The sequence below is a fragment of the Sphingomonas sp. FG14 genome (assembly GCF_057809675.1).
In genome coordinates this window covers 17496-40298 of record NZ_JBMDKK010000012.1, presented here as the reverse complement: position 1 = coordinate 40298, position 22803 = coordinate 17496, and the positions used below count along the sequence as shown (strand labels likewise).

At 65.7% G+C, this 22803-nt stretch carries 21 protein-coding genes and 3 tRNA genes; 6 read left to right on the top strand and 18 right to left on the bottom strand.

Annotated elements, in window-relative coordinates; translation table 11 throughout:
• Positions 1 to 8 precede the first annotated feature (8 nt).
• Genes ACODTA_RS22570 through ACODTA_RS22560 form a run of 3 tightly spaced genes read right to left on the bottom strand, consistent with a single transcriptional unit; the run spans position 9 to position 2721 of the window.
• Positions 9 to 1274, bottom strand: coding sequence for an ABC transporter permease (locus ACODTA_RS22570; RefSeq protein WP_489068854.1), 1266 nt, complete (start codon positions 1272 to 1274; stop codon positions 9 to 11).
• Positions 1271 to 2188 carry an ABC transporter ATP-binding protein gene (locus tag ACODTA_RS22565; RefSeq protein ID WP_489068852.1) on the bottom strand — a complete coding sequence of 306 codons (918 nt, stop codon included), beginning with the start codon at positions 2186 to 2188 and terminating at the stop codon, positions 1271 to 1273. The genes ACODTA_RS22570 and ACODTA_RS22565 overlap by 4 nt, the downstream gene beginning before the upstream one ends.
• Complete coding sequence (locus ACODTA_RS22560; protein WP_489068850.1) at positions 2188 to 2721, bottom strand: hypothetical protein; 534 nt, start codon at positions 2719 to 2721, stop codon at positions 2188 to 2190. The genes ACODTA_RS22565 and ACODTA_RS22560 overlap by 1 nt, the downstream gene beginning before the upstream one ends.
• 94 nt (positions 2722 to 2815) lie before the next feature.
• Between ACODTA_RS22560 and queG the strand changes: the two genes are divergently transcribed.
• Complete coding sequence (queG, locus tag ACODTA_RS22555) at positions 2816 to 3871, top strand: tRNA epoxyqueuosine(34) reductase QueG (protein WP_489068848.1); 1056 nt, start codon at positions 2816 to 2818, stop codon at positions 3869 to 3871.
• Between the two features lie 6 nt (positions 3872 to 3877).
• Here the strand turns inward: queG and ACODTA_RS22550 are convergent, their stop codons facing one another.
• Together ACODTA_RS22550 and ACODTA_RS22545 are read right to left on the bottom strand one after the other, a co-directional pair.
• Complete coding sequence (locus ACODTA_RS22550; RefSeq protein ID WP_489068846.1) at positions 3878 to 4252, bottom strand: hypothetical protein; 375 nt, start codon at positions 4250 to 4252, stop codon at positions 3878 to 3880.
• A complete protein-coding gene (locus tag ACODTA_RS22545) occupies positions 4249 to 4926 on the bottom strand; it encodes an EI24 domain-containing protein (protein WP_489068844.1) in 678 nt (225 codons plus the stop codon). Before ACODTA_RS22545 ends, ACODTA_RS22550 begins: the two co-directional genes overlap by 4 nt.
• Positions 4927 to 5033: 107 nt before the next feature.
• Here ACODTA_RS22545 and ACODTA_RS22540 point away from each other — a divergent pair, with 107 nt between their 5' ends.
• Complete coding sequence (locus tag ACODTA_RS22540) at positions 5034 to 6035, top strand: adenosine kinase (protein ID WP_489068842.1); 1002 nt, start codon at positions 5034 to 5036, stop codon at positions 6033 to 6035.
• A 73-nt stretch (positions 6036 to 6108) separates the two neighbouring features.
• Here ACODTA_RS22540 and ACODTA_RS22535 read toward each other — a convergent pair whose 3' ends face one another.
• The 7 genes from ACODTA_RS22535 to hisB all read right to left on the bottom strand — a co-directional run bounded on the left by ACODTA_RS22535 (position 6109) and on the right by hisB (position 11272).
• Positions 6109 to 7650 carry an amino acid permease gene (locus ACODTA_RS22535; RefSeq protein ID WP_489068840.1) on the bottom strand — a complete coding sequence of 514 codons (1542 nt, stop codon included), beginning with the start codon at positions 7648 to 7650 and terminating at the stop codon, positions 6109 to 6111.
• A 102-nt stretch (positions 7651 to 7752) separates the two neighbouring features.
• On the bottom strand, positions 7753 to 8130 hold the full coding sequence (locus tag ACODTA_RS22530) for a histidine triad nucleotide-binding protein (RefSeq protein ID WP_489068838.1): 378 nt from the start codon (positions 8128 to 8130) through the stop codon (positions 7753 to 7755).
• Positions 8131 to 8152: 22 nt separating this feature from the next.
• Positions 8153 to 8473, bottom strand: coding sequence for a phosphoribosyl-ATP diphosphatase (locus tag ACODTA_RS22525; RefSeq protein WP_489068836.1), 321 nt, complete (start codon positions 8471 to 8473; stop codon positions 8153 to 8155).
• The gene (hisF, locus tag ACODTA_RS22520; protein WP_489068834.1) at positions 8470 to 9270 is read right to left on the bottom strand and encodes an imidazole glycerol phosphate synthase subunit HisF; all 801 of its coding nucleotides are present in this window, start codon (positions 9268 to 9270) and stop codon (positions 8470 to 8472) included. The genes ACODTA_RS22525 and hisF overlap by 4 nt, the downstream gene beginning before the upstream one ends.
• A gap of 61 nt (positions 9271 to 9331) precedes the next feature.
• On the bottom strand, positions 9332 to 10063 hold the full coding sequence (hisA, locus tag ACODTA_RS22515; protein WP_489068832.1) for a 1-(5-phosphoribosyl)-5-[(5-phosphoribosylamino)methylideneamino]imidazole-4-carboxamide isomerase: 732 nt from the start codon (positions 10061 to 10063) through the stop codon (positions 9332 to 9334).
• The gene (hisH, locus tag ACODTA_RS22510; protein ID WP_489068830.1) at positions 10060 to 10716 is read right to left on the bottom strand and encodes an imidazole glycerol phosphate synthase subunit HisH; all 657 of its coding nucleotides are present in this window, start codon (positions 10714 to 10716) and stop codon (positions 10060 to 10062) included. Before hisH ends, hisA begins: the two co-directional genes overlap by 4 nt.
• Positions 10664 to 11272, bottom strand: a complete 609-nt coding sequence (gene hisB / locus ACODTA_RS22505) for an imidazoleglycerol-phosphate dehydratase HisB (protein ID WP_489068828.1) — start codon at positions 11270 to 11272, stop codon at positions 10664 to 10666. Before hisB ends, hisH begins: the two co-directional genes overlap by 53 nt.
• 75 nt (positions 11273 to 11347) lie before the next feature.
• Here hisB and ACODTA_RS22500 point away from each other — a divergent pair, with 75 nt between their 5' ends.
• Positions 11348 to 11827 (top strand): SspB family protein, encoded by a 480-nt coding sequence (locus ACODTA_RS22500; RefSeq protein WP_489068826.1) that lies wholly within the window; start codon positions 11348 to 11350, stop codon positions 11825 to 11827.
• A gap of 78 nt (positions 11828 to 11905) precedes the next feature.
• On the top strand, positions 11906 to 13297 hold the full coding sequence (fumC, locus tag ACODTA_RS22495; protein ID WP_489068824.1) for a class II fumarate hydratase: 1392 nt from the start codon (positions 11906 to 11908) through the stop codon (positions 13295 to 13297).
• A gap of 113 nt (positions 13298 to 13410) precedes the next feature.
• Here fumC and rtcA read toward each other — a convergent pair whose 3' ends face one another.
• The 6 genes from rtcA to ACODTA_RS22465 all read right to left on the bottom strand — a co-directional run bounded on the left by rtcA (position 13411) and on the right by ACODTA_RS22465 (position 18017).
• Positions 13411 to 14424, bottom strand: coding sequence for an RNA 3'-terminal phosphate cyclase (rtcA, locus tag ACODTA_RS22490; RefSeq protein ID WP_489068822.1), 1014 nt, complete (start codon positions 14422 to 14424; stop codon positions 13411 to 13413).
• A 99-nt stretch (positions 14425 to 14523) separates the two neighbouring features.
• The gene (locus ACODTA_RS22485) at positions 14524 to 15750 is read right to left on the bottom strand and encodes an RtcB family protein (protein WP_489068820.1); all 1227 of its coding nucleotides are present in this window, start codon (positions 15748 to 15750) and stop codon (positions 14524 to 14526) included.
• A 52-nt stretch (positions 15751 to 15802) separates the two neighbouring features.
• Positions 15803 to 15880: transfer RNA gene (locus ACODTA_RS22480), tRNA-Pro, on the bottom strand.
• Positions 15881 to 15941: 61 nt separating this feature from the next.
• A tRNA-OTHER gene (locus tag ACODTA_RS22475) sits at positions 15942 to 16078 on the bottom strand.
• Between the two features lie 10 nt (positions 16079 to 16088).
• A tRNA-OTHER gene (locus ACODTA_RS22470) sits at positions 16089 to 16227 on the bottom strand.
• 242 nt (positions 16228 to 16469) lie between these two features.
• Complete coding sequence (locus ACODTA_RS22465) at positions 16470 to 18017, bottom strand: vWA domain-containing protein (protein ID WP_489068818.1); 1548 nt, start codon at positions 18015 to 18017, stop codon at positions 16470 to 16472.
• A gap of 264 nt (positions 18018 to 18281) precedes the next feature.
• Between ACODTA_RS22465 and rtcR the strand changes: the two genes are divergently transcribed.
• Both rtcR and acnA read left to right on the top strand, forming a co-directional pair.
• Positions 18282 to 19871 carry an RNA repair transcriptional activator RtcR gene (gene rtcR, locus ACODTA_RS22460; RefSeq protein WP_489068816.1) on the top strand — a complete coding sequence of 530 codons (1590 nt, stop codon included), beginning with the start codon at positions 18282 to 18284 and terminating at the stop codon, positions 19869 to 19871.
• Positions 19872 to 20067: 196 nt separating this feature from the next.
• Entirely contained in the window at positions 20068 to 22740 is a 2673-nt protein-coding gene (acnA, locus tag ACODTA_RS22455) for an aconitate hydratase AcnA (protein WP_489068814.1), read from the top strand.
• Positions 22741 to 22803: the final 63 nt, after the last annotated feature.

The following is a 22803-nucleotide window of genomic DNA, read 5'->3' as shown; positions in this document are numbered from 1 at the left end:
GCCACTATTTACATCTGTGTCAACGAATCCGCGCCGGCATCGTCCGGCCCTTCGTTCCGCTTGCGGCCGAACAGCCCCTTGAAACCGCCCGAGCCAGATTTGAGCACGCCGCGACGGAAGAGGCGGGCGGCCACGGTGATGGTGAGCGCGACCCAGAGCAATTGCCAGCCCAAGGCCAGGAGATGCGGCCAGAGCCGCGGATCGGTGGCACCCCGCGCCGCCATCGCGAAGGGCGAACTGAGCGGAAAGAGCTGCGCGAAGAAGGCAAGCGTCGATCCCGGCGACGACGCGGCGGCCGAGGACAGGCCGAACATGCCGACCTGGACGATGGTGATCGGCAGCGACAGCATCTGGATCTCACGCACCGTCGAGGCCTGGGCGCCAACCCCCAGGAACACCGCGCCGAGCAGCATATAGGCCATGGTGAAATAGGCGGCGCCCAGCAGGAAGAAGAGCGGGAATCCGATGGCCGGGACCGAGGCGGCGATCGACGCGGCGTCGGGCTGGATCAATACCGCACCGCCGGCGATCGTTCCCCAGAACGCGATGAAGAGCAGCGCCACGCCGAACATGCCGATCAGCTTGCCCAGGAACACCGTCTCCAGCGGCACCGCCGCCGCCAGGATTTCGATCACCTTGTTGCCCTTCTCCTCCGCCATCATGCCGACCGCCTGGCCGGCGAGCAGCAGGGTCAGGAAGAAGATAACGAAGACCGCGCCGAAGCCGATGCTCTGGCGGCCGCTGCGGCTGGGGGCCTCGCGGGTGACGGCGGAAATATCGGGATGACTCAGCCGCTCCCCGGCGGCAAGGCCGGCGCGATCGTTACGCAGCGCCTGTTCCGCCAGTTCGGCCAGATAGGGCGCCGAAATCTCGCTGGTCGACGCGCGCAGGATCCTCGGGCGATCGAGCGGCCCGTAGAGCACGGCATAGACGTCGGTATCCTTGTCCGCCATCAGCGCGCGCGCCTGCGCATCGGGATCGGCGGCGGGCGCCAGCACGCGCAATTCGGCCGGCTTGTTCTCCGATCGATAGGTGGCGCGCAGCGTCGCATCCGCGCGCTGCAGTTTCGCGCCGTCCACGGCAGGCACCAGCGCCGCGATCGCCGCCCGCTCGGTGACGTTCGACGCCATTTTCGATGCGCCCAGGCCACCGATCAGGCCGAAACCGATCATGAAGAGCGGCGCGAGCAGGAAGACGAGGAAGGTCGGCGTCGCCACCGTGGCGACGAAATCGCGCCGCGCGATCACCGCGGTCTGGCGGAACAGGCGCTTCATTCGACGTCCCCGATATTGGCTTGGCCAACGATGCGCACAAAGGCGTCGTGCAGGCCCGGCCGCTCGATCGACAGGCCAGCAATGCCATGGCCGCGCGCGATCAGCTTTTCCAGCAGTGGCTCCACTCCATCGTCGGGCACGTTGAAGCGCCAGCGATCGTCACGATGCTCGGCGCCGGGGGGCAGCAGCGCCGCCACACCCTCGCTGTCATTGCGCGGCGTATAGGTGGCGCGCATGGGCAGCATCGCGCGCGCATCGTCGACCGTGCCTTCGAAACGCCGCTTGCCGCCGGCGATGATCGCCAGCCGATCGCAGAGGCGTTCGGCATGCGCCATGACATGAGTGGAAAAGAGGATGGTCGCGCCGCGCGCGCGCTCCGCGACGATCAGCGCCTCCAGCCGTTCCTGATTGACGGGGTCGAGCCCCGAAAAGGGCTCGTCGAGGACGATCAGATCGGGACGATGCACCAGTGAGCCGAGCAACTGGACGAGCTGCGCCATCCCTTTCGAGAGCTTGCGGATCTTCTCATCCACCGCATGGCCGAGCCCCGCATTCTCCAGCAGCGTCGCCGCGCGGGCGCGGCCCTCCTGCCAGTCCAGCCCGCGCAGCGCCCCCATGAACGCGATCGCCTCGCGCGCTTTCATCGCCGGATACAGGCCGCGTTCCTCGGGCAGATAGCCGATCCTGTCGCCCACCGCGCGCGGACGCGGATTGCCGAAGATCGCGCGCGAACCGCGATCGGGCTCGATGATGCCGAGCACCATGCGCAATGTCGTCGTCTTGCCCGCGCCATTGGGGCCCAGCACGCCGTAGATCATGCCCTGGGGCACCGAAAGATCGACACCGTCCACCGCGGTACGGTTGCCGAAATATTTGGTGAGCCCTGATGCGCGCACCGCCGGCTGATCGGCCATCAAATCTCCCTGGATGCGCGTCCGCCGATCGGCGATTTGGTTACTCCGCCGGTATAATGGCGGATCGCGGCGATGATCGCCAGCCCGGTCACCAGCAGCGAACAACCGGCGAAGAGCCACCATTTCGCCTGTGTCGCCAATGTCTTCGCCGGAATCACCGCGGCATCACCCTGAAGCATCAGCGCGATCAGCACATTTTCGGTCAGATCGACCAGGATCAGCGCCAGCCCCGGTGCCGCGACCAGCAGCTTGTTGCGATCGACGAGCCGCGCCGAGAGATTGGCGAAGCCGCCGCCATAGGCGATCGGATAGATGACATCGAGCGTCAGCGTGATCAGCAGGTGAGTCGAGCGCTGGTCCACCGACATCGCCGCCAGCCGCGCTTCATTGGCGGCGGGATCAGACAGCATGTCGAGCAACGGCCCGCCAAGCTGTCCGCCGAAATAGCCGAACGCCATGCCGACCAGAATCGCCACGGCAAGCAGAAAGATCAGGAAGCGGCCGCTTCCCACATACGAAATACAGGCCTTCATCGTCCGTTTGTGTCCCCACACACATCCGCGATAGGCGGATCAACCGGCTGGTCTCGAACCGTTGTCGCGTCTTATGCTAGCAAGCGGTTAGTTTATGATAAACAGCGACTTCCCATCCGCCCTGAAAAAGGAAGCGGCCCGGATCGGCTTCGCGGCCTGCGGAATCGCGCGCGCCGACGCCGCGCCGGAAAGCGCGGCACGCCTTGCCCAATGGCTGGCGGAGGGCCGCCATGGCGACATGATCTGGATGGAAAGCCGCGCGACAGAGCGCGCAAGACCAACGGGATTATGGGCACAGGCGCGATCGGTGATCATGCTGGGCATGAGCTATGCGCCCGGCACCGATCCGCTGCGACTGGAAGATGAGGGCGGAATCGGCCGAATCTCCGTCTATGCGCAGGGCGCGGATTATCACGACGTCGTCAAGCGCGCACTGAAGGAACTCGCGCGCTGGATCGTCGCAAATGCCGCCGCCACACCGGAACTCAAGGTCTTCGTCGATACCGCCCCGGTGATGGAAAAGCCGCTCGCCGAAGCCGCCGGTATCGGCTGGCAGGGCAAGCACAGCAATCTGGTCAACCGCGCACATGGCAGTTGGCTGTTTCTGGGAGCGATCTACACAACGCTGGAACTGGCGCCCGATACCCCGGGGGGTGGGCGTTGCGGATCCTGCGACGCCTGCCAGCGCGTTTGCCCGACCGATGCCTTTCCGGCGCCCTATCGGGTCGATGCGCGGCGCTGCATCTCTTATCTCACGATCGAGCATAAGGGACCGATCCCCGAGGAGTTTCGCGCCAAGCTCGGCAATCGCATCTACGGCTGTGACGATTGCCTGGCGGTCTGCCCCTGGAACAAGTTCGCCGCCGCCGCCGCGGCCAATCGCGCCTTCCTGCCGCGCGCCGAGCTGACGGCGCCCGCGCTCGACGATTTGCTGGCACTCGACGATGCCAGCTTCCGCCAGGTTTTCGCCGGCTCGCCGATCAAGCGGATCGGCCGCAACCGCATGGTACGCAACGCCGCGATCGCGGCGGGCAATAGCGGTGATCCGGGTCTGCTCAAGCGCCTGTCACCTTTGACGGCGGACGAGGATGAAGCGGTGGCCGAGGCGGCGCGCTGGGCGATCGCAAGGCTGGCCCCCGATCCTGTTTGAGCTGATTCAGCGGCGCGTGAACGATGCGACGCACGACGCGCGATCGATGTCCGAACCGTCGAGCTGGCGCGCGTCGACATACGTGACCACCGGCTCCTGCCCGTTGCGGCGCGCATAGAGATAGGCGTCGAGCACGCAGACGCCGCTGCCGAACTGGAGCTTGCGGCCATTGGCCTCGCGCACGTCCTGATCGGGGCGGCCGAACATGCTGGTCAGCGATTTCGCGGTCTGGCCCATCACACGCTCCAGCCCCGCCGTCGGGATCGGCACCGGGCGAGACGGCGGAGGTACGGGCGCCGCCACCGGCCGCACCGGCGCGCCGCCACCACATCCCGCGAGCAGCGCCAACATGGCGCCACAGGCCCAGCGGGCTATCCTCATTCATCCCTCCCGTGAAACAGATGCGTCGCCATCGCCGCCCCCAGGATCGGCGCCAGCAGACCGGCGACAGGAACCACGAACAGCCCGGTCACGACAAGCCCCAGCGCGAAGCGGCTGGCTCGCGTCGTCCCGAGCCAGCCCCGGATCGCCGACGAATCCATGTGGCGGGCGGCGACCATCTCGCCCAGATCGCGCCCGAGCAGCAGCGCGTTGACAACCACGAACAGCGCGACGGTGCCGATGCCGGTGACGAGCAACGCCAGATAAACGGGCAACGCCAACAGGTTGAAGAGCAGCGCACGGCCGGCGGAGGCCAATCCCATGTGCACGGTCCGCGCGAGCGAAACCGGGCGCGCGCGCGCCAGCGCTTCGGGGTAATGCCGCCGCTCGACCGCCTCGACCACCGCATCAGCGAACAGGCCGATCACCGCAACGGCGACGACGCGGAACAGCAGCCAGGCGGATATCACCGCGATCATCGCGGCGCCGGCCGCGACCGCGAAGCCGCCATTCGCACCCCACCCCCATGACGCGGCCAGACTGGTCACCCCCCACCAGAACGCTGCGCCGAGGAGAATGACGATGGCGAGCGTGACGGCAAGGCTTTTCCCCAGCACCTTCAGGATCGGCGGATCGGCGAGCTGGCCGAGCGAAGACAGGAAAGCACGAAGCATGACAGAGGGATGCGGCATCATGGCCGCCCCCGTCAACGTGCGGTTGCACCGGTCCCCCTCCCTCACTAGAGGCCGGAAAATATACGCATCGCGCAGGAGTTTTCGAATTGAGCCAGCCCAGCCATGACATCGTCGCCATCGGCAACGCGATCGTCGACGTGATCGCACGCGCCGACGATGGTTTTATCGCGCAGGAAGGGCTGGCCAAGGGCTCGATGCAGTTGCTCTTCACCACCGAGGAAGCCGAGGCGCTTTATGCCAAGATGGGCGCCGGCCTGGAAGCGAGCGGTGGTTCGGCCGCCAACACCGTCGCCGGGCTCGCCGCGCTTGGGCGCAAATGCGGCTTTATCGGTCAGGTCGCCCCCGATCAGCTCGGCGCGGTGTTCGCGCACGACATCCGCGCGCAGGGCGTCTCCTTCACGACCGAGATCCGCGCCGAAGCCGAACCGCCGACGGCGCGCTGCCTGATCCTGGTGACGCCCGACGGCCAGCGCACGATGAACACCTTTCTGGGCGCATCGCAGTTCCTGCCCGCCTCGGCGCTCGACGAGGCACTGATCGCCGATGCGGCGATCCTCTATCTCGAAGGCTATCTCTGGGATCCCGAGGAACCGCGCGCCGCGATGCGCAAGGCGATCGCGATCGCGCGCGGCGCCGGCCGCAAGGTGGCGTTCACGCTGTCCGACACCTTCTGCATCTCGCGCCATCGCGCCGATTTCGTGAGGCTGATCGAGGATGGCGACATCGACATCCTGTTCGCCAACGAGGCCGAGATCACCGCGCTGACCGAACTCGACGATTTCGAGGCGGCGGTGGCCAAGGCGAGCGCGAGCGTGCCGCTGCTGGTGGTGACGCGCAGCGAAAAGGGCGCGATCGCGATCAAGGACGGCGCGCGCTTCGCGGCGCCGGCCGAACCGATCGACACGGTCGTCGACACGACCGGCGCCGGCGACCTGTTCGCCGCCGGCTTCCTCGCCGGGCAGGCCGAGGGCCGCTCGGTCGAGGACAGCCTGACCATGGGCGCGATCTGCGCCGCCGAGATCATCTCGCATTACGGTGCCCGTCCCGAGGCCGATCTCAAGGAACTGGTGACCAGGCGCTTTGGCTGAAGTCAGCACAGTTCGGTAAAGCAAAAAAAGGGGAGGCCGAGGCCTCCCCTTTTCTTTTTGCGTTCAAGCCCGATCAGAATTTGGGAACGGGCGGGACCGGCTGCTGCGGCGTGTCGGCATCGGTTTCATGCACTTCATCATGGCCCAGGCCAACATGGCTCCGGCGACGACCGTAGAGGAAATAGACCACAAGGCCGATCGCCGCCCAGCCGAGGAACATCAGCTTGGTTTCATGACCGAGGCTGATGAAGAGATACATGCAGCCCGCAACCGCGATCGGCGCGGTGATGATAACGGCAGGCGTGCGGAACGGACGGCGGCGGCCGGGATCGGTCCGGCGCAGGATCAGAACCGCGATCGACACGGCGGCAAAGGCGAACAAGGTGCCGCTGTTCGAGATATCCGCCAGCTTCCCGACGGGGAAGAAAGCGGCGAACAGCGCGACGAAGACACCGGTCAGGATCGTGATCACGTGCGGCGTGTGGAACTTCGGATGGATCTTCGAGAAGACCGGCGGCAGCAGACCATCGCGGCTCATGACGAAGAAGATGCGGGTCTGGCCGTACATCATCATCAGGATGACCGAGGGCAGCGCCAGACCGGCGGCGAGGCCGATCAGGTTGCCGATCTGCGGCCAGCCGATCTCGCGCAGCGTCCAGGCCAGCGCCTCCTTCGAGCAGACCACGGCTTCACCACCGGTGGCGGCGGCATGCGCGACGCAGGCCTTGGCGAGATCGGTGCTGCCGGGAGGCAGCGCCGCGCCATCGGGGCCGAGCAGCGGCTGCGCACCGACGCTGCCGATCACGCCAGACGCGACGAGCAGGTAGAAGATGGTGCAGATGGCAAGCGAGCCGATCAGGCCGATCGGCATGTTGCGCTGCGGATTCTTGGTTTCCTCCGCAGCGGTCGAAACCGCGTCGAAGCCGACATAGGCGAAGAAGATGGAGGCTGCGGCTGCCGAAACACCGGCAAAACCGAGTGGCGAGAAGGGCGTGAAGTTCTCCATGTTCATCGCGGGCAGCGCCAGGACGATGAACAGGGTGAGCGCTGCGACCTTGATCGCGACGAGGACCGCGTTGACGAACGCGCTTTCCTTGGTGCCGATCACGAGCAGCCAGGTGACGAGACCGGCGATCGCCATGGCGGGCAGGTTGACGACACCGCCGTCATAGGGCCCGCGCACCAGCATATCCGGTATGTCTATCGAAAAGGCATTTTCTATCAGCCCGACGACATAGCCCGACCATCCGACCGAGACGGCGCCCGCCGCCACGGCATATTCGAGGATCAGGGCCCAGCCGACCATCCAGGCGATCAACTCGCCCATCACGGCATAGCTATAGGTGTAAGCGGAACCGGAAACCGGCACCATCGCCGCCATCTCGGCGTAGCAGAGCGCGGCGACCGCGCAGACCACGCCGGCGATGACGAAGGAGAGCATCATGCCCGGCCCCGCCTTTTGCGCGGCTTCGGCGGTCAGCACGAAGATGCCGGTTCCGATCACGGCGCCGATGCCGAGCATGGTGAGCTGGAAAGCCCCCAGCGAGCGCGTCAGCGATTTTTTCTCGGCGGTTGCAAGAATTGCATCGAGTGACTTGATGCGCCCAAATATCATCAATGATTCCCCCACGCCTTTATCAGGCGCTTTCCTCGTGGTTGTGATGGCGGCGGAGCCTAGTGGCTAATGACCTGAGCGCAATAGTCTATATGGCATAGCCTATCGCGCGATCATCAGCCCCAGCGGCTTGCCTGCGAAGATATGGATATGCAGGTGCGGAACCTCCTGCCCTCCATCCGCGCCGATATTCGCCAGCAGCCGGTATCCCGGCTCGACCATACCGGCTTCGCGCGCGACATGGCCGACCGCGCGAATGAAGCCCGCAATCTCCGCGTCCGAAGCCTTGGCGGAAAAATCGTCCCACGAAACATAGGCTCCTTTCGGGATCACCAGGATATGATGGGGCGCTTGCGGATTGATGTCGTGAAAAGCGAGCGCATGATCGTCTTCATAGACGGTCCGGTTCGGGATTTCCCCACGCAGGATCTTCGCGAAGATATTCTGGTCGTCATAGGGCCGGGTGGCGTCGATCGGCATGTTCGGTCCTTACGTGTTACGATCAGTCTTTCGGGCGCGCGGCTTTTTCGGCCAGCCCCGAAACGCCCTCGCGCCGGTCGAGCTCGGCGAAGACGTCGGCGAAGGACAGGTCGAGATCGGCGAGCAGCACGGCGAGATGGAAGATCAGGTCCGCCGCTTCCGAGGTGACGCCGGCACGATCGCCCGCGATCGCCGCGATCACGGTCTCCACGGCTTCCTCACCGAGCTTCTGCGCCATCTTGGCGCGGCCCTTGGCGGTCAGTTTCGCGACATAGGAGGCGTCGGGATCGGCGTCGCGCCGCTCGCGGATCACCGCTTCAAGCCTGTCGATCGCGTCGCTCATGCCCGTGCGTCTGCCGCGATGCGCGCATCCTGTAAAGGCGCGCGCACCGGAATCCCGGCCGCCGCGAGCGCGGCATGCGCCTCGGCGATGCTGTGCTGGCCGAAATGGAAGATCGAAGCGGCCAGCACGGCGCTGGCATGGCCCTCTACAATCCCCGCGACGAGATGATCGAGCGCGCCGACGCCGCCGCTGGCGACGACGGGCACCGTCACCGCATCGGCGATGGCGCGCGTGAGCGCCAGATCATAGCCGTCGCGCGTGCCGTCGCGGTCCATCGAGGTGACGAGCAGTTCGCCGGCGCCGAGCGCCGCCAGGCGGGCGGCATGTTCAAGCGCGTCGATCCCGGTCTCGCGCCGGCCGCCATGGGTGAAGATCTCCCACCGCCCGGGCGAAACCTGTCGCGCATCGACCGAGGCGACAACGCACTGGCTGCCAAAACGATCGGCCATGTCGGCGACGAGTTCGGGCCGCGCCACCGCAGCGCTGTTGACCGCCACCTTGTCCGCGCCGGCCAGCAACAGCGCACGCGCATCCTCCGGACTGCGCACGCCACCACCGACGGTGAGCGGCATGAAGCACACCTCGGCTGTGCGGCGGACCATGTCGAGCAAGGTGCCCCGCCCTTCATGGCTTGCCGAGATATCGAGGAAGCAGAGTTCGTCGGCGCCCGCCGCGTCATAGGCGCGCGCGGCCTCCACCGGATCGCCCGCATCGCGCAGATCGACGAAATTGACGCCCTTGACGACGCGACCGTTCGCCACGTCGAGGCAGGGAATGACACGCGCGCGAACAGTCATGCGCCAGCGTCCCTCCCACACCGCTTCGACAGGCTCAGCCCGAACGGACTTTTAGAACAGATCATACGCGGGCGATCGACAATGCCGCGGCCAGATCGAGCCGCCCGTCATACAGCGCGCGACCGGTGATCACGCCCTCGATCCCGTCCTTGGCATGGATGGCGAGCATCCGGATGTCACCGATCCCGGCGACACCGCCGCTGGCGATCACGGGGATGTCGCTGCTCCGTGCCAGATCGACCGTCGCCTCGACATTGCAACCCTTGAGCAGGCCGTCGCGACCAACATCGGTGAACAGCAGCGCCGCGACGCCGGCATCCTCGAACCGGCGCGCCATATCGACCGCCGAAACGGTGGAGACGTCGGCCCAGCCCTTGGTCGCGACCATGCCGTCGCGCGCATCGACGGCGACGACGATCCCGCCGGGGAAATCCTTCGCGGCGGCGCGCACAAGCTCCGGATTTTCGAGCGCGGCGGTGCCGATCACGATGCGCGAGACGCCCAGGTCGAACCAGCGCTCGATCGCCGCGCGGTCACGAATGCCGCCGCCCAGTTGTACATGACCGGGAAAGCGCTCGACGATCGCCTTCACCGCCTCGCCATTGACCGACTGGCCGGCAAAGGCGCCGTCGAGATCGACGACATGAAGATGTTCCGCCCCGGCATCAGCGAACAGCATCGCCTGCGCGGCCGGATCGTCGCCATAGATGGTCGCGCGATCCATATCGCCTTCAGCGAGACGGACGACCTGCCCGCCCTTCAGATCGATCGCGGGGAAGACGATAAGGCTCATGGTTTCCAGTCCAGAAAACGTTCGAGGAAGCTGAGCCCGTAGCGCTGGCTCTTCTCGGGGTGGAATTGGACGCCGATCATCGTGTCACGCCCGATCGCGGCAGTCACCGGGCCGCCATGGTCGGTCAGCGCCAGCACATTCGCGCCTTCAAAAGCGAAACCGTGCAGGAAATAGGCCTCACCGGCTTCCAGCAGCGCATGGCCAATCGTCGGCGACACGCTGTTCCATCCCATATGCGGCACTTTCAGCGCGGGATCGGCGGGATCGAGCGCCACGACCTTGCCCTGGATCCAGCCGAGCCCCTCATGGCCGCCCAGTTCCTCGCCATGATCGGCCATCAATTGCATGCCGACGCAGATGCCGAGAAAGGGCCGCGCATTGATACGCACAGCGTCTTCCAGCGCCTCGCGCATGCCGGGCACGGCGTTGAGCGCCGTGGCGCAGGCGGCATAGGCGCCGACGCCGGGCAACACGATCCGGTCGGCGGCACGCACGATCGCGGGATCGGCGGTCACCACGACGCCCTCGGCGCCCGCCGCCTTCAGTGCGTTGTGAACCGAATGGAGATTCCCCGCGCCATAGTCGATCAGCGCGACGGTCTCAGTCACCGGCGGCCGAGCCCCCGAGCGTGCCCTTGGTCGAGGGAATCGCATCGGCCTTGCGCGGATCGATCTCGACCGCCTGGCGCAGCGCGCGCGCCAGCGCCTTGAACGCGCTTTCGATGATATGGTGGTTGTTACGGCCGTAAAGCGCCTCGACATGCAGCGTGATGCCGGCGGCGCCCGAAAAGGCGTGGAACCAGTGTTCGAACAGTTCGGTATCCATCTCGCCCAGTCGCGGCTGGCTGAACGCCGCCTTCCAGACCAGGAAGGGACGGCCCGAAATGTCGATCGCGGCGCGGGTCAGCGTCTCATCCATCGGCGCATAGGCGGTGCCGTAGCGCGTGATGCCGCGACGATCGCCCAATGCGCGGCTGATCGCCTCGCCGATCGCGATCCCCGAATCCTCGGTGGTATGATGCTGGTCGACATGCAGGTCACCGACGATCTTCACATCGAGATCGATCAGCGAATGCCGCGAAAGCTGTTCCAGCATGTGATCGAGAAAGCCGATCCCGGTTGAAACCGTATAGACTCCGGTGCCATCGAGATTGACGGTGACGTCGATCTCGGTCTCCTTGGTCTTGCGGGCTATGGTCGCTGTGCGCATGATGCGCCCCTATAGCGCGCCGGAATGCTGGCGCAATCACTTGACCAGCCGCGCATCAGCGTTCACCACGGCGCGATGAGCGAAGAAACGCCCGACAGCCTGATTCCCTATGACGAGATCGTGCAGGAAGCGCTGCGCGCCGTCGTCGGCCGCGTGCTGGGCGAGGTCGAACGATCGGGCGGCCTGCCCGGCCAGCATCATTTCTACATCACCTTCAAAACCGGCGCACCGGGCGTCGACATCCCCCGCCATCTGAGCGAGCGATTCCCCGACGAGATGACCATCGTCCTGCAGAATCGCTTCTGGGACCTGAAAGTGGCCGAAGATGGCTTCGAAGTCGCGCTGAGCTTCAACCAGGTGCCCGCGCATCTCGTCATCCCCTTCGCGGCGGTGACGGGCTTCCACGACCCGGCCGTCAATTTCGCGCTGCAATTCCAGGCGCAGGGCGACGAGGCGTCCGACGGCGAGCACGAAGCCGAGAACGACCGCCCGGTGGCGGTGCCGGTCGAGGACGGATCGAACGTCGTGACCGTGGATTTCGGGCGGAAGAAATAATCCCCACCGGCCTCTTCGGGGCTGGCATATCCTATCCGTAAACGCCATTTGCCCTCCGCAGCCACGACGGAGGATGGAATGACGGCCACGCGCACCGAAACCGACAGCATCGGCGCCATCGAGGTACCGGCTGACGCCTATTGGGGCGCGCAAACGCAGCGATCGATCGAGAATTTCCCGTTCGGCGAGACCGAGCGGATGCCGATCGGCATCGTCCATGCCCTGGCATTGGTGAAGCAGGCGGCGGCGCGGGTGAACCGGACGCATGGCCTGCCGCACGAGATCGCCAACGCGATCGAGGCAGCGGCGGCCGAAATCGTCGCCGGCGATCATGACGACCAGTTCCCGCTCGTCATCTGGCAGACCGGATCGGGCACGCAATCGAACATGAACGTGAACGAGGTGATTGCGGGCCGCGCCAACGAACTGCTGACGGGCGCGCGCGGCGGCAAGAACCCCGTCCACCCCAATGATCACGTCAATATGGGCCAGTCGTCCAACGACAGTTTCCCGACCGCGATGCACATCGCCGCGGCGCGCGCCGCGACCACGGCGCTGATGCCCGCGCTGACGCGGCTGCACGATGCGCTCGATGCGAAGGCGAAGGCCTGGGATCATATCGTCAAGATCGGCCGCACCCATTTGCAGGACGCGACCCCGCTGACGCTCGGCCAGGAATTTTCGGGCTATGCCAACCAGCTCTATCGTTGCCGCAACCGGATCGAGCCGGCGGTGACGCACGGCATGTGCCAGCTCGCCCAGGGCGGCACCGCCGTCGGCACCGGCCTCAACGCGCCGGCGGGCTTCGGCGCGGCAATCGCCGCCGAACTCGCGGGCCTGACCGGCCTGCCCTTCTTCACCGCCGAGAACAAGTTCGAGGCGCTCGCGTCGAACGACCCGATCGTCCATCTCTCCGGCACGCTTTCGACGCTGGCGGTGGCGCTCACCAAGATCGCCAACGATATCCGCCTGCTCGGATCAGGGCCTCGATCGGGCATCGGCGAGCTGATCCTGCCCGCGAACGAGCCCGGCAGCTCGATCATGCCCGGCAAGGTCAATCCCACCCAATGCGAGATGCTGACGATGGTCGCGGCGCAGGTGATCGGCAATCACCAGGCGATCACGGTCGGCGGTCTGCAAGGCCATCTGGAACTCAACGTCTTCAAGCCGATGATCGGCGCCAACATGCTGCGCTCGATCCACCTGCTCGCGGTCGGCATGGAGAGCTTCGCCGAACGCACCGTCGACGACATGGAAGCCGACGAGACGCGAATCGCAGAGCTGGTCGATCGATCGCTGATGCTGGTCACCGCGCTCGCGCCCGAGATCGGCTATGATAATGCCGCGAAGATCGCCAAGCACGCACATCTCAACGGATTGACGCTCAAACAGGCTGGTTTGGCGCTCGGGCTGGTCGATGAAGCGACCTTCAACCGCCTCGTCCGCCCGGAAACGATGATCGGCCGGTAACAAAATCTCCCCTCCATTTACGGGAGGGGTCGGGGGAGGGCCTGTCAAATTCAGCACCAAGCCCGAACAGGCCCTCCCCTAACCCCTCCCGTAAACGGGAGGGGAAAATCGGATCACCGCACCGTCATCAGATGCGCGCCCGATTCGATCTGCTCGAACACGCACCGCCGCCCCAGGAACCGTTCGATGATGTCCGCCGCAGTCAGCGCGTGCTGGCTCGGCTTGACCGTGGTGAAGCTGCCGCCACCCGCCAGCGCGAAGGGCAGCAGCAACTGGTCCGCCAGATAGGGGCCGGCAAAGGCATCGCTCGCCAGATAACCCTTCATGCGCGACGCCGCGGTCTTGGCGACCGTCTCGGCAGAAACGCCAAGCTTGCCGAAACCGCTGACGATCTCGGTCACATGTTCGAAGCCGGCCTCGAGCAGCAGGATATTGCCCGGCCCCTGTTCGGCGGGAAGCTCACGAACCGCGAAAACCGCTTCCGGCCAGTTGAGCAGCTTGCGCGCCGCTGAAAGCTCACGCTGGGCGATCTCGAACGGCAAGGCCGCGAACAGCGCGGTCGCCGCGCGGTGCAGCGATGCGCCACGCGACAGGCAATCGATCGGCGACAGCGGCGCCGGCGTGATCTCCACCTCGATCCGGCCGCCGCCGCGCGGATAGAAGCCATGCCGCACCAGCCGCGCCTCGACATGAGGTCCCATGCGGTTGACGATCGGCAGGAAGCTGCGGTCGATAAAATCGAACGGCGGCGCGAGCATATTATGCGTGCCGCCTTCGAGCACGATCCGCGACGGCCCGTCCGCCAGCATCAGCGGCGGCAGGATCGTCTGGAGGACCAGCCCCGTGCTGCCGGCGGTGCCGACCGAGAAGCGATAGTCGCCGGGGACAACCCGGCCCGGGCGGAAGGCGATTTCGGATGCGCCAACCGCCAGCCCCTCGCATTCGGCATTGCCGAGCGTGCAGGCCGCCTCGATCGCGGTGACGTGCTGGCGCATCAGCCCCGGCTTCTCGCGCCCGCCACGCACGTTGACGATACGGAACGGCTGGCCAGTGACGAGCGACAGCACGCACGCATTGCGCACCACCTGTCCGCCGCCTTCGCCCTCGGATCCGTCGATGATGATCATGTCTCTTCTTTCATTCTTATTAGTGCTTCAGGTGAGACCGCTCGACCAAGGTGGCATCGAGGTTGTGAAGCGGGAACGGCATGCCGCCTTGACCCCGCTTCACCCCTTCACGCACACCACCTGCTTCAGCGTATGGACGATCTCGACCAGATCCGCCTGCGCGGCCATCACCGCCTCGATCGGCTTGTACGCGCGCGGCGTCTCGTCGATCACGCTTTCGTCCTTGCGGCATTCCACGCCGGCCGTGTCGGCGATGTGCTCGGCGAGCGACACCGCCTTCTTCGCCTGGGTGCGAGACATCACCCGTCCCGCGCCATGGCTGCAGCTATCGAACGATTCGGCATTGCCCAGCCCGCGCACGATGAACGATTTCGCGCCCATCGATCCCGGGATGATGCCCATCACGCCCTTGGCGGCACGCACCGCACCCTTGCGGGTGACCAGCACATTCTCACCGAAGTGATTCTCGCGCTGGACGTAGTTGTGGTGGCAATTCACCGCCTCCAGCTCGGCATCGAACGGCTTGACGATCTGCTTGCGCAGCGCACGGATGACGTTGGTCATCATCATCCGCCGGTTGAGCGCCGCATAATCCTGCGCCCAGCCGACCGCCTCGACATAATCGTCGAAATGATCGGTGCCTTCGGGGAAATAGGCGAGATCCTGATCAGGCAGGTTGATGTGCCATTTGCGCATGTCCTGCTTCGCCAGCTCGATGAAGAAGCTGCCGATCGCGTTGCCGATGCCACGCGACCCCGAATGCAGCATCACCCACACGCGCTGTTCCTCGTCCAGGCACAGCTCAATGAAGTGATTGCCCGTGCCCAGCGTACCGAGATGCACGAGATTGTTCGTGTTCTTCAGCCGCGGATATTTGTCGGTGATCCGATCGAAGCGCGCGACCAGCGTCGCCCAGGCCTCGACGATCGCCGGGGGCGGATCGCCCCAGGCGCCGGTATCGCGTTTGCCGCGCCCGACCGATCGGCCATGCGGCACCGCCTGCTCGATCGCCGCGCGGATGGCTTCCAGATTGTCCGGAAGATCGCTCGCGACCAGCGAGGTCCGCGCCGCCATCATGCCGCAGCCGATATCGACGCCGACGGCGGCGGGAATCACCGCGCCCTTGGTCGGGATCACCGAGCCGACGGTCGCGCCGATGCCGACATGAACGTCGGGCATCGCCGCGACATGCTTGAACACGAACGGCATCTGCGCCGCGCGCGCAAGCTGCGCGCGCGCCTTGTCGTCGACGGGCACGCCGCGCGTCCACATCTTGATCGGCACGCCACCCTCGACATGCTGGTAATCGTACATCGTCTCGGTCATCGCGACCTCCCATTCAAAATCTGGCGCCCCGCGTACCGCGAGGCGGAAAAACTGGTCAGGGCGGCTGGACTCGAACCAGCGGCCTCCGGCTCCCAAGGCCGGCGCTCTCACGCACCTGAGCTACACCCTGTCTGTGCGTCGATCATTGCCGGCGACGAGCGATGGCGAGACATTTCCCTGAGCTATCCGGTTTCCCGGAGGCGGAGTTGAACCGCCGGCCTCCCGCAAGCGGGTGCTCTGACCTGTAGTCCCGCCGGCATTCGCCGGCGCGCATACCGTGGCGACGAGGATTTGACGGACGTTTCCCGCTCTACCGCTGAGCTACGGACCGATTGACGGCCCGGCGGGATTCGAACCCGCGACCAGGGGATTAAGAGTCCATGTAGTCCGTCAGGCATTCGCCTGGATGCACATTCGTTCACGGCGACGAGTTGGTCGTGAAACAGCCTCATGCTCTATCCACTGAGCTACGGGCTTTCGCCCGGCCGGAATCGAACCGGCGACACTGAAGTCCATGTAGTTCCACTGGCATTCGCCATGATGTCGACAGGGCCGTGGCGACGAGTTTCGGCGAGACGGCGGCCCTTAAGCTACGTTCCAGCGGCGGGATTCGAACCCGCATCTCCCGTGATCGCATCGCTGCTTTCCCAGGCGCTTTACTCGTCGGACCTGTCTTCTGGTGGATGTAGTCCCGCCAGCATTCGCCACGACCCTGTTGATCAAACCTCCACTTGCTTGATGATGCCGACCCAGTCGCGCGTCTCGCCGGAGACGAAGCGCGCGATCGTGTCGAACACCGCGTCGGAGAAACCCCCGACATTAATGATATCGGCGCGATCCCGGGCCTGGGTCGTGCCGTAAGGCTGGATGTCGATGCAGACGAGCTTCGCCGCCGGATTGCGGCGCTTCAGCACATCCCATTCGCGCATCGTCGCGGTCGCGCCATAGCGGCTGGCGTCGATCCAGGACTCGTTGTCCGAGACGATCACCACCAGATCCACCGCGGCCTTTTCCGCATTGAGCATCGCCAGCGGCGCCGAGACATTGGTCCCGCCCCCGCCGATCGCCGCCAGCTTCGCCGCGTTGATCGCGACGCGGGCATGCGGCGCGAGCGCCAGCGAAACCACACGCTGCTCGAACGGCATCACCCGAGCCTGTCGGTTGGTCCGCAGCATCGCCGCCGCGACCAACGCCGCGACATCGATGCACCGCACCTTCGACGACGCGCCCGTGCGGTACCCCGTCACCGGTGATGCCATCGAGCCCGACACATCGGGGCAAACGACGATCCGGCCCGGCACCTTCGGCACGCCACGGAGCGAAAGCTCCAGCGCGTCCTCCAGCGCCGCCTGGACCTTGAGCGGCACGCCGGCATCGACCTGACCCAATGCCACCATCAACTGATAGGGCATGGGCCTGACCTTACCGAGCACCTGCGCGTCGGACAGACGCGCGGCGACCATCTCGGTCACGCCGTCGACACCGAACGCACCCTTGCGGGCGAGCGTATTCAGGTTCATCCGCAGCGCCTGCCAGCCCATGCGGGCCGCCAGCTCGCCCCACTGTTCCGCGGCGAGCGGAAAAGCAGTCAGCCATTCGAACGGCACCGCCGGCAACGGCGACGCGGGATTGCGCTTCCACGCCTCGAACGCGGCGATCTCGACGGGCAGCGCGGCGACGTCATAGGGACGGCCGATCAACCAGCCGTAAAAGGCGCGACGCGCGGCATCCGCCGGCTTGGGGTGGACCATCTTCACGATGTCCGCGAGCGACGGATCGCCGCCGGTGGCGGCTGCCATCAGATCGCGCATCGACGCCCGTTCCAGCCAGCGCTGGACCAGCCGCTTCGGGCGGGAACCCAGCGAGTTGCGGCCGACCTGCCCCAAACGCATGATCTGCACGAAGTTGCGCAGCATGCGGCCATTGTCGATCACGCGCCCGAAGACACGGACCGCGAGATCGGGATCGGCGACCGTCAGATACGCGGCCAGCAAGGCCGGCATATCCTTCATCGCACCTGACGTGCGGGCGTAGATGGCGGCCTGCGCAACGAAATATGGATCGGCCGCGCGGGCCGCGTCCAGCACATCCGCAAGCTGGCCATCGGCCCGCCCGTAGAAATTGTCGGCCAGCGTGCCGGTCGCCGCGAGTTGGGCAAGCTTCGCCTCCGGCCCATAGGCATAGGCGGGCGCACCCTGACGGTTCACGGCATCCGCGCGCGGCAAAAGCATCGCGACGGCGGAAGCGAAAAGGCTCTTGTTGGCCATGGGCATCTTCCTTGTTCTTGGGGCGGCCGGCCGATTCCGGCCGCCCATCTGGCTACACTGTCGGCACCCGCATAACGCGCCGTCCGACATGCTCCTCATCAGCACATGCCGTGCCAGTTCGATCAGCCCCGCCCGAAAATTCTCATATCCATCTGATATAAATTGATATTTATTCCAGTTTCACTGAAACCCGCAAAATCGCGTCAGGCGGCAACCTTCAAAAATCCTATCGCTACCGATAGGATTTTATCCTACAGGATAGACATGAGACCGCTTGTGGTGATCGGATTCCTGGGATCGACGCTCGATGCGAGCAAGTTCGGCCCATCGCGCTGGAACAAGTGGCGCCCCTCGGTCGGGCTCGCCATGCACGACGATCTGCGCGTCGACCGCTTCGTCATGCTGCACGGGCCGCAGCATGTGCGGCTGGCCGAATATATCGCGGAAGACGTCGCCGCCGTGTCGCCCGAAACGACGGTCGATCGCCGCCTGCTGAGCTTCGACAATCCCTGGGATTTCGAGGAGGTCTACGGCAAGCTGCTCGACTTCGCGCGCGCCGAGCCCTTCGATCCGGACAGCGAAGATTATCTGATCCACATCACCACCGGCACGCATGTCGCGCAGATCTGCCTGTTCCTGCTGACCGAGGCGCGTTACCTGCCCGGCCGGCTGCTCCAGACCCAACCCAAGCGTGGCATGCCCACGGGTGCGCCGGGAAGCTGGAACGTGATCGACCTCGACCTGTCGCGCTATGACAGCATCGCGACGCGTTTCGCGGCGGCGAGCGCGGAAAGCACGTCCTTCCTGAAATCGGGCATCGACACGCGCAACGCCGGCTTCAACCGGATGATCGACGAGATCGAGCAGGTGGCGATCCGATCGCGCGCACCGATCCTGCTGATGGGGCCGACGGGTGCGGGCAAGAGCCAGCTCGCGCGCCGCATCTACGAGCTCAAGCGGCTCAAGCACCAGGTGAAGGGCCCGTTCGTCGAAGTGAATTGCGCGACGCTGAAGGGCGACGGCGCGATGTCCGCGCTGTTCGGCCATCGCCGCGGCGCCTTCACCGGCGCCGCCGCCGACCGGCCGGGCCTGCTGCGCACCGCCGACACCGGCACCTTGTTCCTCGACGAAATCGGCGAGCTCGGGCTGGACGAGCAGGCGATGATCCTGCGCGCGATCGAGGACAAGCGTTTCCTGCCCGTCGGCGCCGACAAGGAAGCCGGCAGCGATTTCCAGCTGATCGCGGGCACCAATCGCGATCTGGCGCAGGCGGTGGCCGAAGGGCGCTTCCGTGACGACCTGTTCGCGCGGCTCAACCTGTGGACCTTCACCCTGCCCGGCCTCGCCGAGCGGCGCGAGGATATCGCGCCCAATCTCGATTATGAGCTCGATCGCCATGCCGAGCGCGACGGCATGCGCGTCACCTTCAATCGCGAGGCCCGCGAGCGCTATCTTGCTTTCTCATGCAACGCGGAAGCACGCTGGCCCGGCAATTTCCGCGATCTCGCCGCAAGCGTCACACGGATGGCGACCTTTTCGCCCAAGGGGCGGATCGACCTGGATTGTGTCGATACGGAAGTCGCGCGGCTGAAGCGGCTCTGGTCGGCCGGCACGCCGGCATCCGACGATCTCGACCGGTTGCTGACGCAGGACCAGATCGCGGCGCTCGACCCGTTCGACCGCGTCCAGCTCGCCCATGTCGTCGAAATCTGCCGGCACAGCCGCTCTCTCTCCGAAGCCGGGCGCACCCTGTTCGCGGCATCGCGCTCGCGGCGGACTTCGGCCAATGATGCCGACCGGCTGCGCAAATATCTCGCCCGGTTCGACCTGTCCTGGCAACAGATCGCCGACTGACGCGCTCCCGAAACCGCGCAGGGGCGGCGATAGAATGCCCGCTGTGCGCGATTCAGCGCCTTCACACCCTTTCCACCCCCGAAACCCCCTGCTAAAGCCCGCGCGACTCCCGCATTTGCGGGCTTTTCCATAACCCGCACGGGCCGCCTGAACGGCGTATCCCCGCCCGTGCCGCACAGCGAAGGGGCAAAAGCATATGACCGCCATCGGCCAGGACACGCTCTCCACCCGCACCGCGCTTTCCGCGGGCGGACAGACGGTTCATTATTATTCACTGGCCAAGGCGGCCGACAGGCTGGGCGATGTCAGCCGCCTGCCCTTCTCGATGAAGGTGCTGCTCGAAAACCTGCTGCGCTTCGAGGACGGCGTGACCGTCACCGTCGAGGACATCCAGGCGATCGTCGACTGGCAGAAGGACCAGCGCTCCAACCGCGAGATCCAGTATCGCCCCGCGCGCGTGCTGATGCAGGATTTCACGGGCGTTCCCTGCGTCGTCGATCTGGCGGCGATGCGCGACGCGATGAACATGCTGGGCGGCGACGCGCAGAAGATCAATCCGCTGGTGCCCGTCCACCTCGTCATCGACCACTCGGTGATGGTCGATGAGTTCGGCACGCCCAAGGCGTTCGAGGACAATGTCGAGCTGGAATATCAGCGCAACGGTGAACGTTACGAGTTCCTGAAATGGGGATCGAAGGCGCTCGACAATTTCAAGGTCGTGCCCCCGGGCACCGGCATCTGCCACCAGGTCAATCTCGAGCATATCGCGCAGGCGGTCTGGACCTCGGTTGACGGGTCGGGCGAGACCGTCGCCTATCCCGACACCTGCGTTGGCACCGACAGCCACACCACCATGGTCAACGGCCTGGGCGTGCTCGGCTGGGGCGTGGGCGGCATCGAGGCAGAGGCCGCGATGCTTGGCCAGCCCGTCTCGATGCTCATCCCCGAAGTCGTTGGCTTCAAGCTGAGCGGCACGCTGGCGGAAGGCATCACCGCGACCGACCTGGTGCTCACCGTCACCCAGATGCTCCGCGCCAAAGGCGTGGTCGGACGTTTCGTCGAATTCTTCGGCCCCGGCCTCGACGCGCTCAGCCTCGCCGACCGCGCGACCATCGCCAACATGGCGCCCGAATATGGTGCGACCTGCGGCTTCTTCGGCATCGACGACAAGACGCTCGACTATATGCGCCTGACCGGCCGCAGCGAGGAACAGATCGCGCTGACCGAGGCCTATGCGAAGGCGCAGGGCATGTGGTGGTCGGCCGATGCGCCCGATCCGGTGTTCACCGACACGCTCGAACTCGACATGGACAGCGTCCGCCCCAGCCTTGCCGGCCCCAAGCGCCCGCAGGACCGCGTCTCGCTCGACGCGGTGGACGAAGTGTTCAACGGCGACCTCTCCAAGGTCTATTCCAAGCAGCGCCCCGCGCGCGTCGCGGTCGACGGCAAGGATCACGACATCGGTGACGGCGACGTCGTCATCGCCGCGATCACGAGCTGCACCAACACCTCCAACCCGTCGGTGCTCGTCGCCGCCGGCCTGGTTGCGCGCAAGGCCAATGCACTCGGCCTGAAGCCCAAGCCCTGGGTCAAGACCTCGCTCGCCCCCGGCAGCCAGGTCGTCACCGATTATCTGGACAAGGCCGGCCTGACCGCCGACCTGAACGCCGTCGGCTTCAATCTGGTCGGCTATGGCTGCACCACCTGCATCGGCAATTCGGGTCCGCTCGCCGCGCCGATCTCGGCCGCGATCAACGGCAACGACATCGTCGCCGCATCGGTGCTCTCGGGCAATCGCAACTTCGAAGGCCGCGTCTCGCCCGACGTGCGCGCCAACTTCCTCGCCTCGCCGCCGCTCGTCGTCGCCTATGCGCTGAAGGGCACCGTGACCGAGGACATGATCGAAACGCCAATCGGCCAGGGTTCGGACGGTCAGGACGTGTTCCTCAAGGACATCTGGCCCTCCAACGCCGAAGTCCGCGAAGTCATGGACGCCAATATCGATCGCGGCATGTTCCAGGCGCGCTACGCGCACGTGTTCTCGGGCGACGAGAAGTGGCGCGCGATCGAGGTCGAGGGTTCGGACACCTATACGTGGCGCGCGGGCAGCACCTATGTCGCCAACCCGCCCTATTTCGAGGGCATGAGCATGACCCCTGCGCCAGTGCAGGACATCATCGAGGCGCGTCCGCTCGCGATCTTCGCCGATTCGATCACCACCGACCACATCTCGCCCGCGGGCAGCATCAAGGCCGACAGCCCGGCCGGCATCTTCCTGCAGGAGCATCAGGTCAGCAAGGCCGACTTCAACAGCTATGGCGCGCGCCGCGGCAACCATGACGTGATGATGCGCGGCACCTTTGCCAATATCCGCATCAAGAACGAGATGCTGCCGGGCGTCGAAGGCGGTTATTCGGCCTATAAGGGAGAACAGATGGCGATCTATGACGCCGCCATGCGCTACAAGGCGGACGGCACGCCGCTGATCGTGATCGCCGGCAAGGAATATGGCACCGGCTCCAGCCGCGACTGGGCGGCGAAGGGCACCAACCTGCTCGGCGTGCGCGCCGTCATCGCCGAGAGCTTCGAGCGTATCCACCGCTCCAACCTGGTCGGCATGGGCGTGCTGCCGCTGCAGTTCGCCGACGGCGTCGACCGCCAGACGCTGGGCCTGGACGGATCGGAGAGCTTCACGATCGAGAACGTCTCGGCGCTCCGCCCGCGCCAGACCGTCACCGTCAAGCTGACGCGCGCCGACGGTTCGGAGGAGAGCTTCGAGACGCTGTGCCGCATCGATACCGTCAACGAGCTCGACTATTTCCTCAACGGCGGCATCCTGCCGTACGTGCTGAGGAAGCTCGCGGCCTGAGAATGGGCGGGATCGCAAGATCCTGCCATCGCGGCCCGGTGCGGGTGAACATCCCGCACCGGC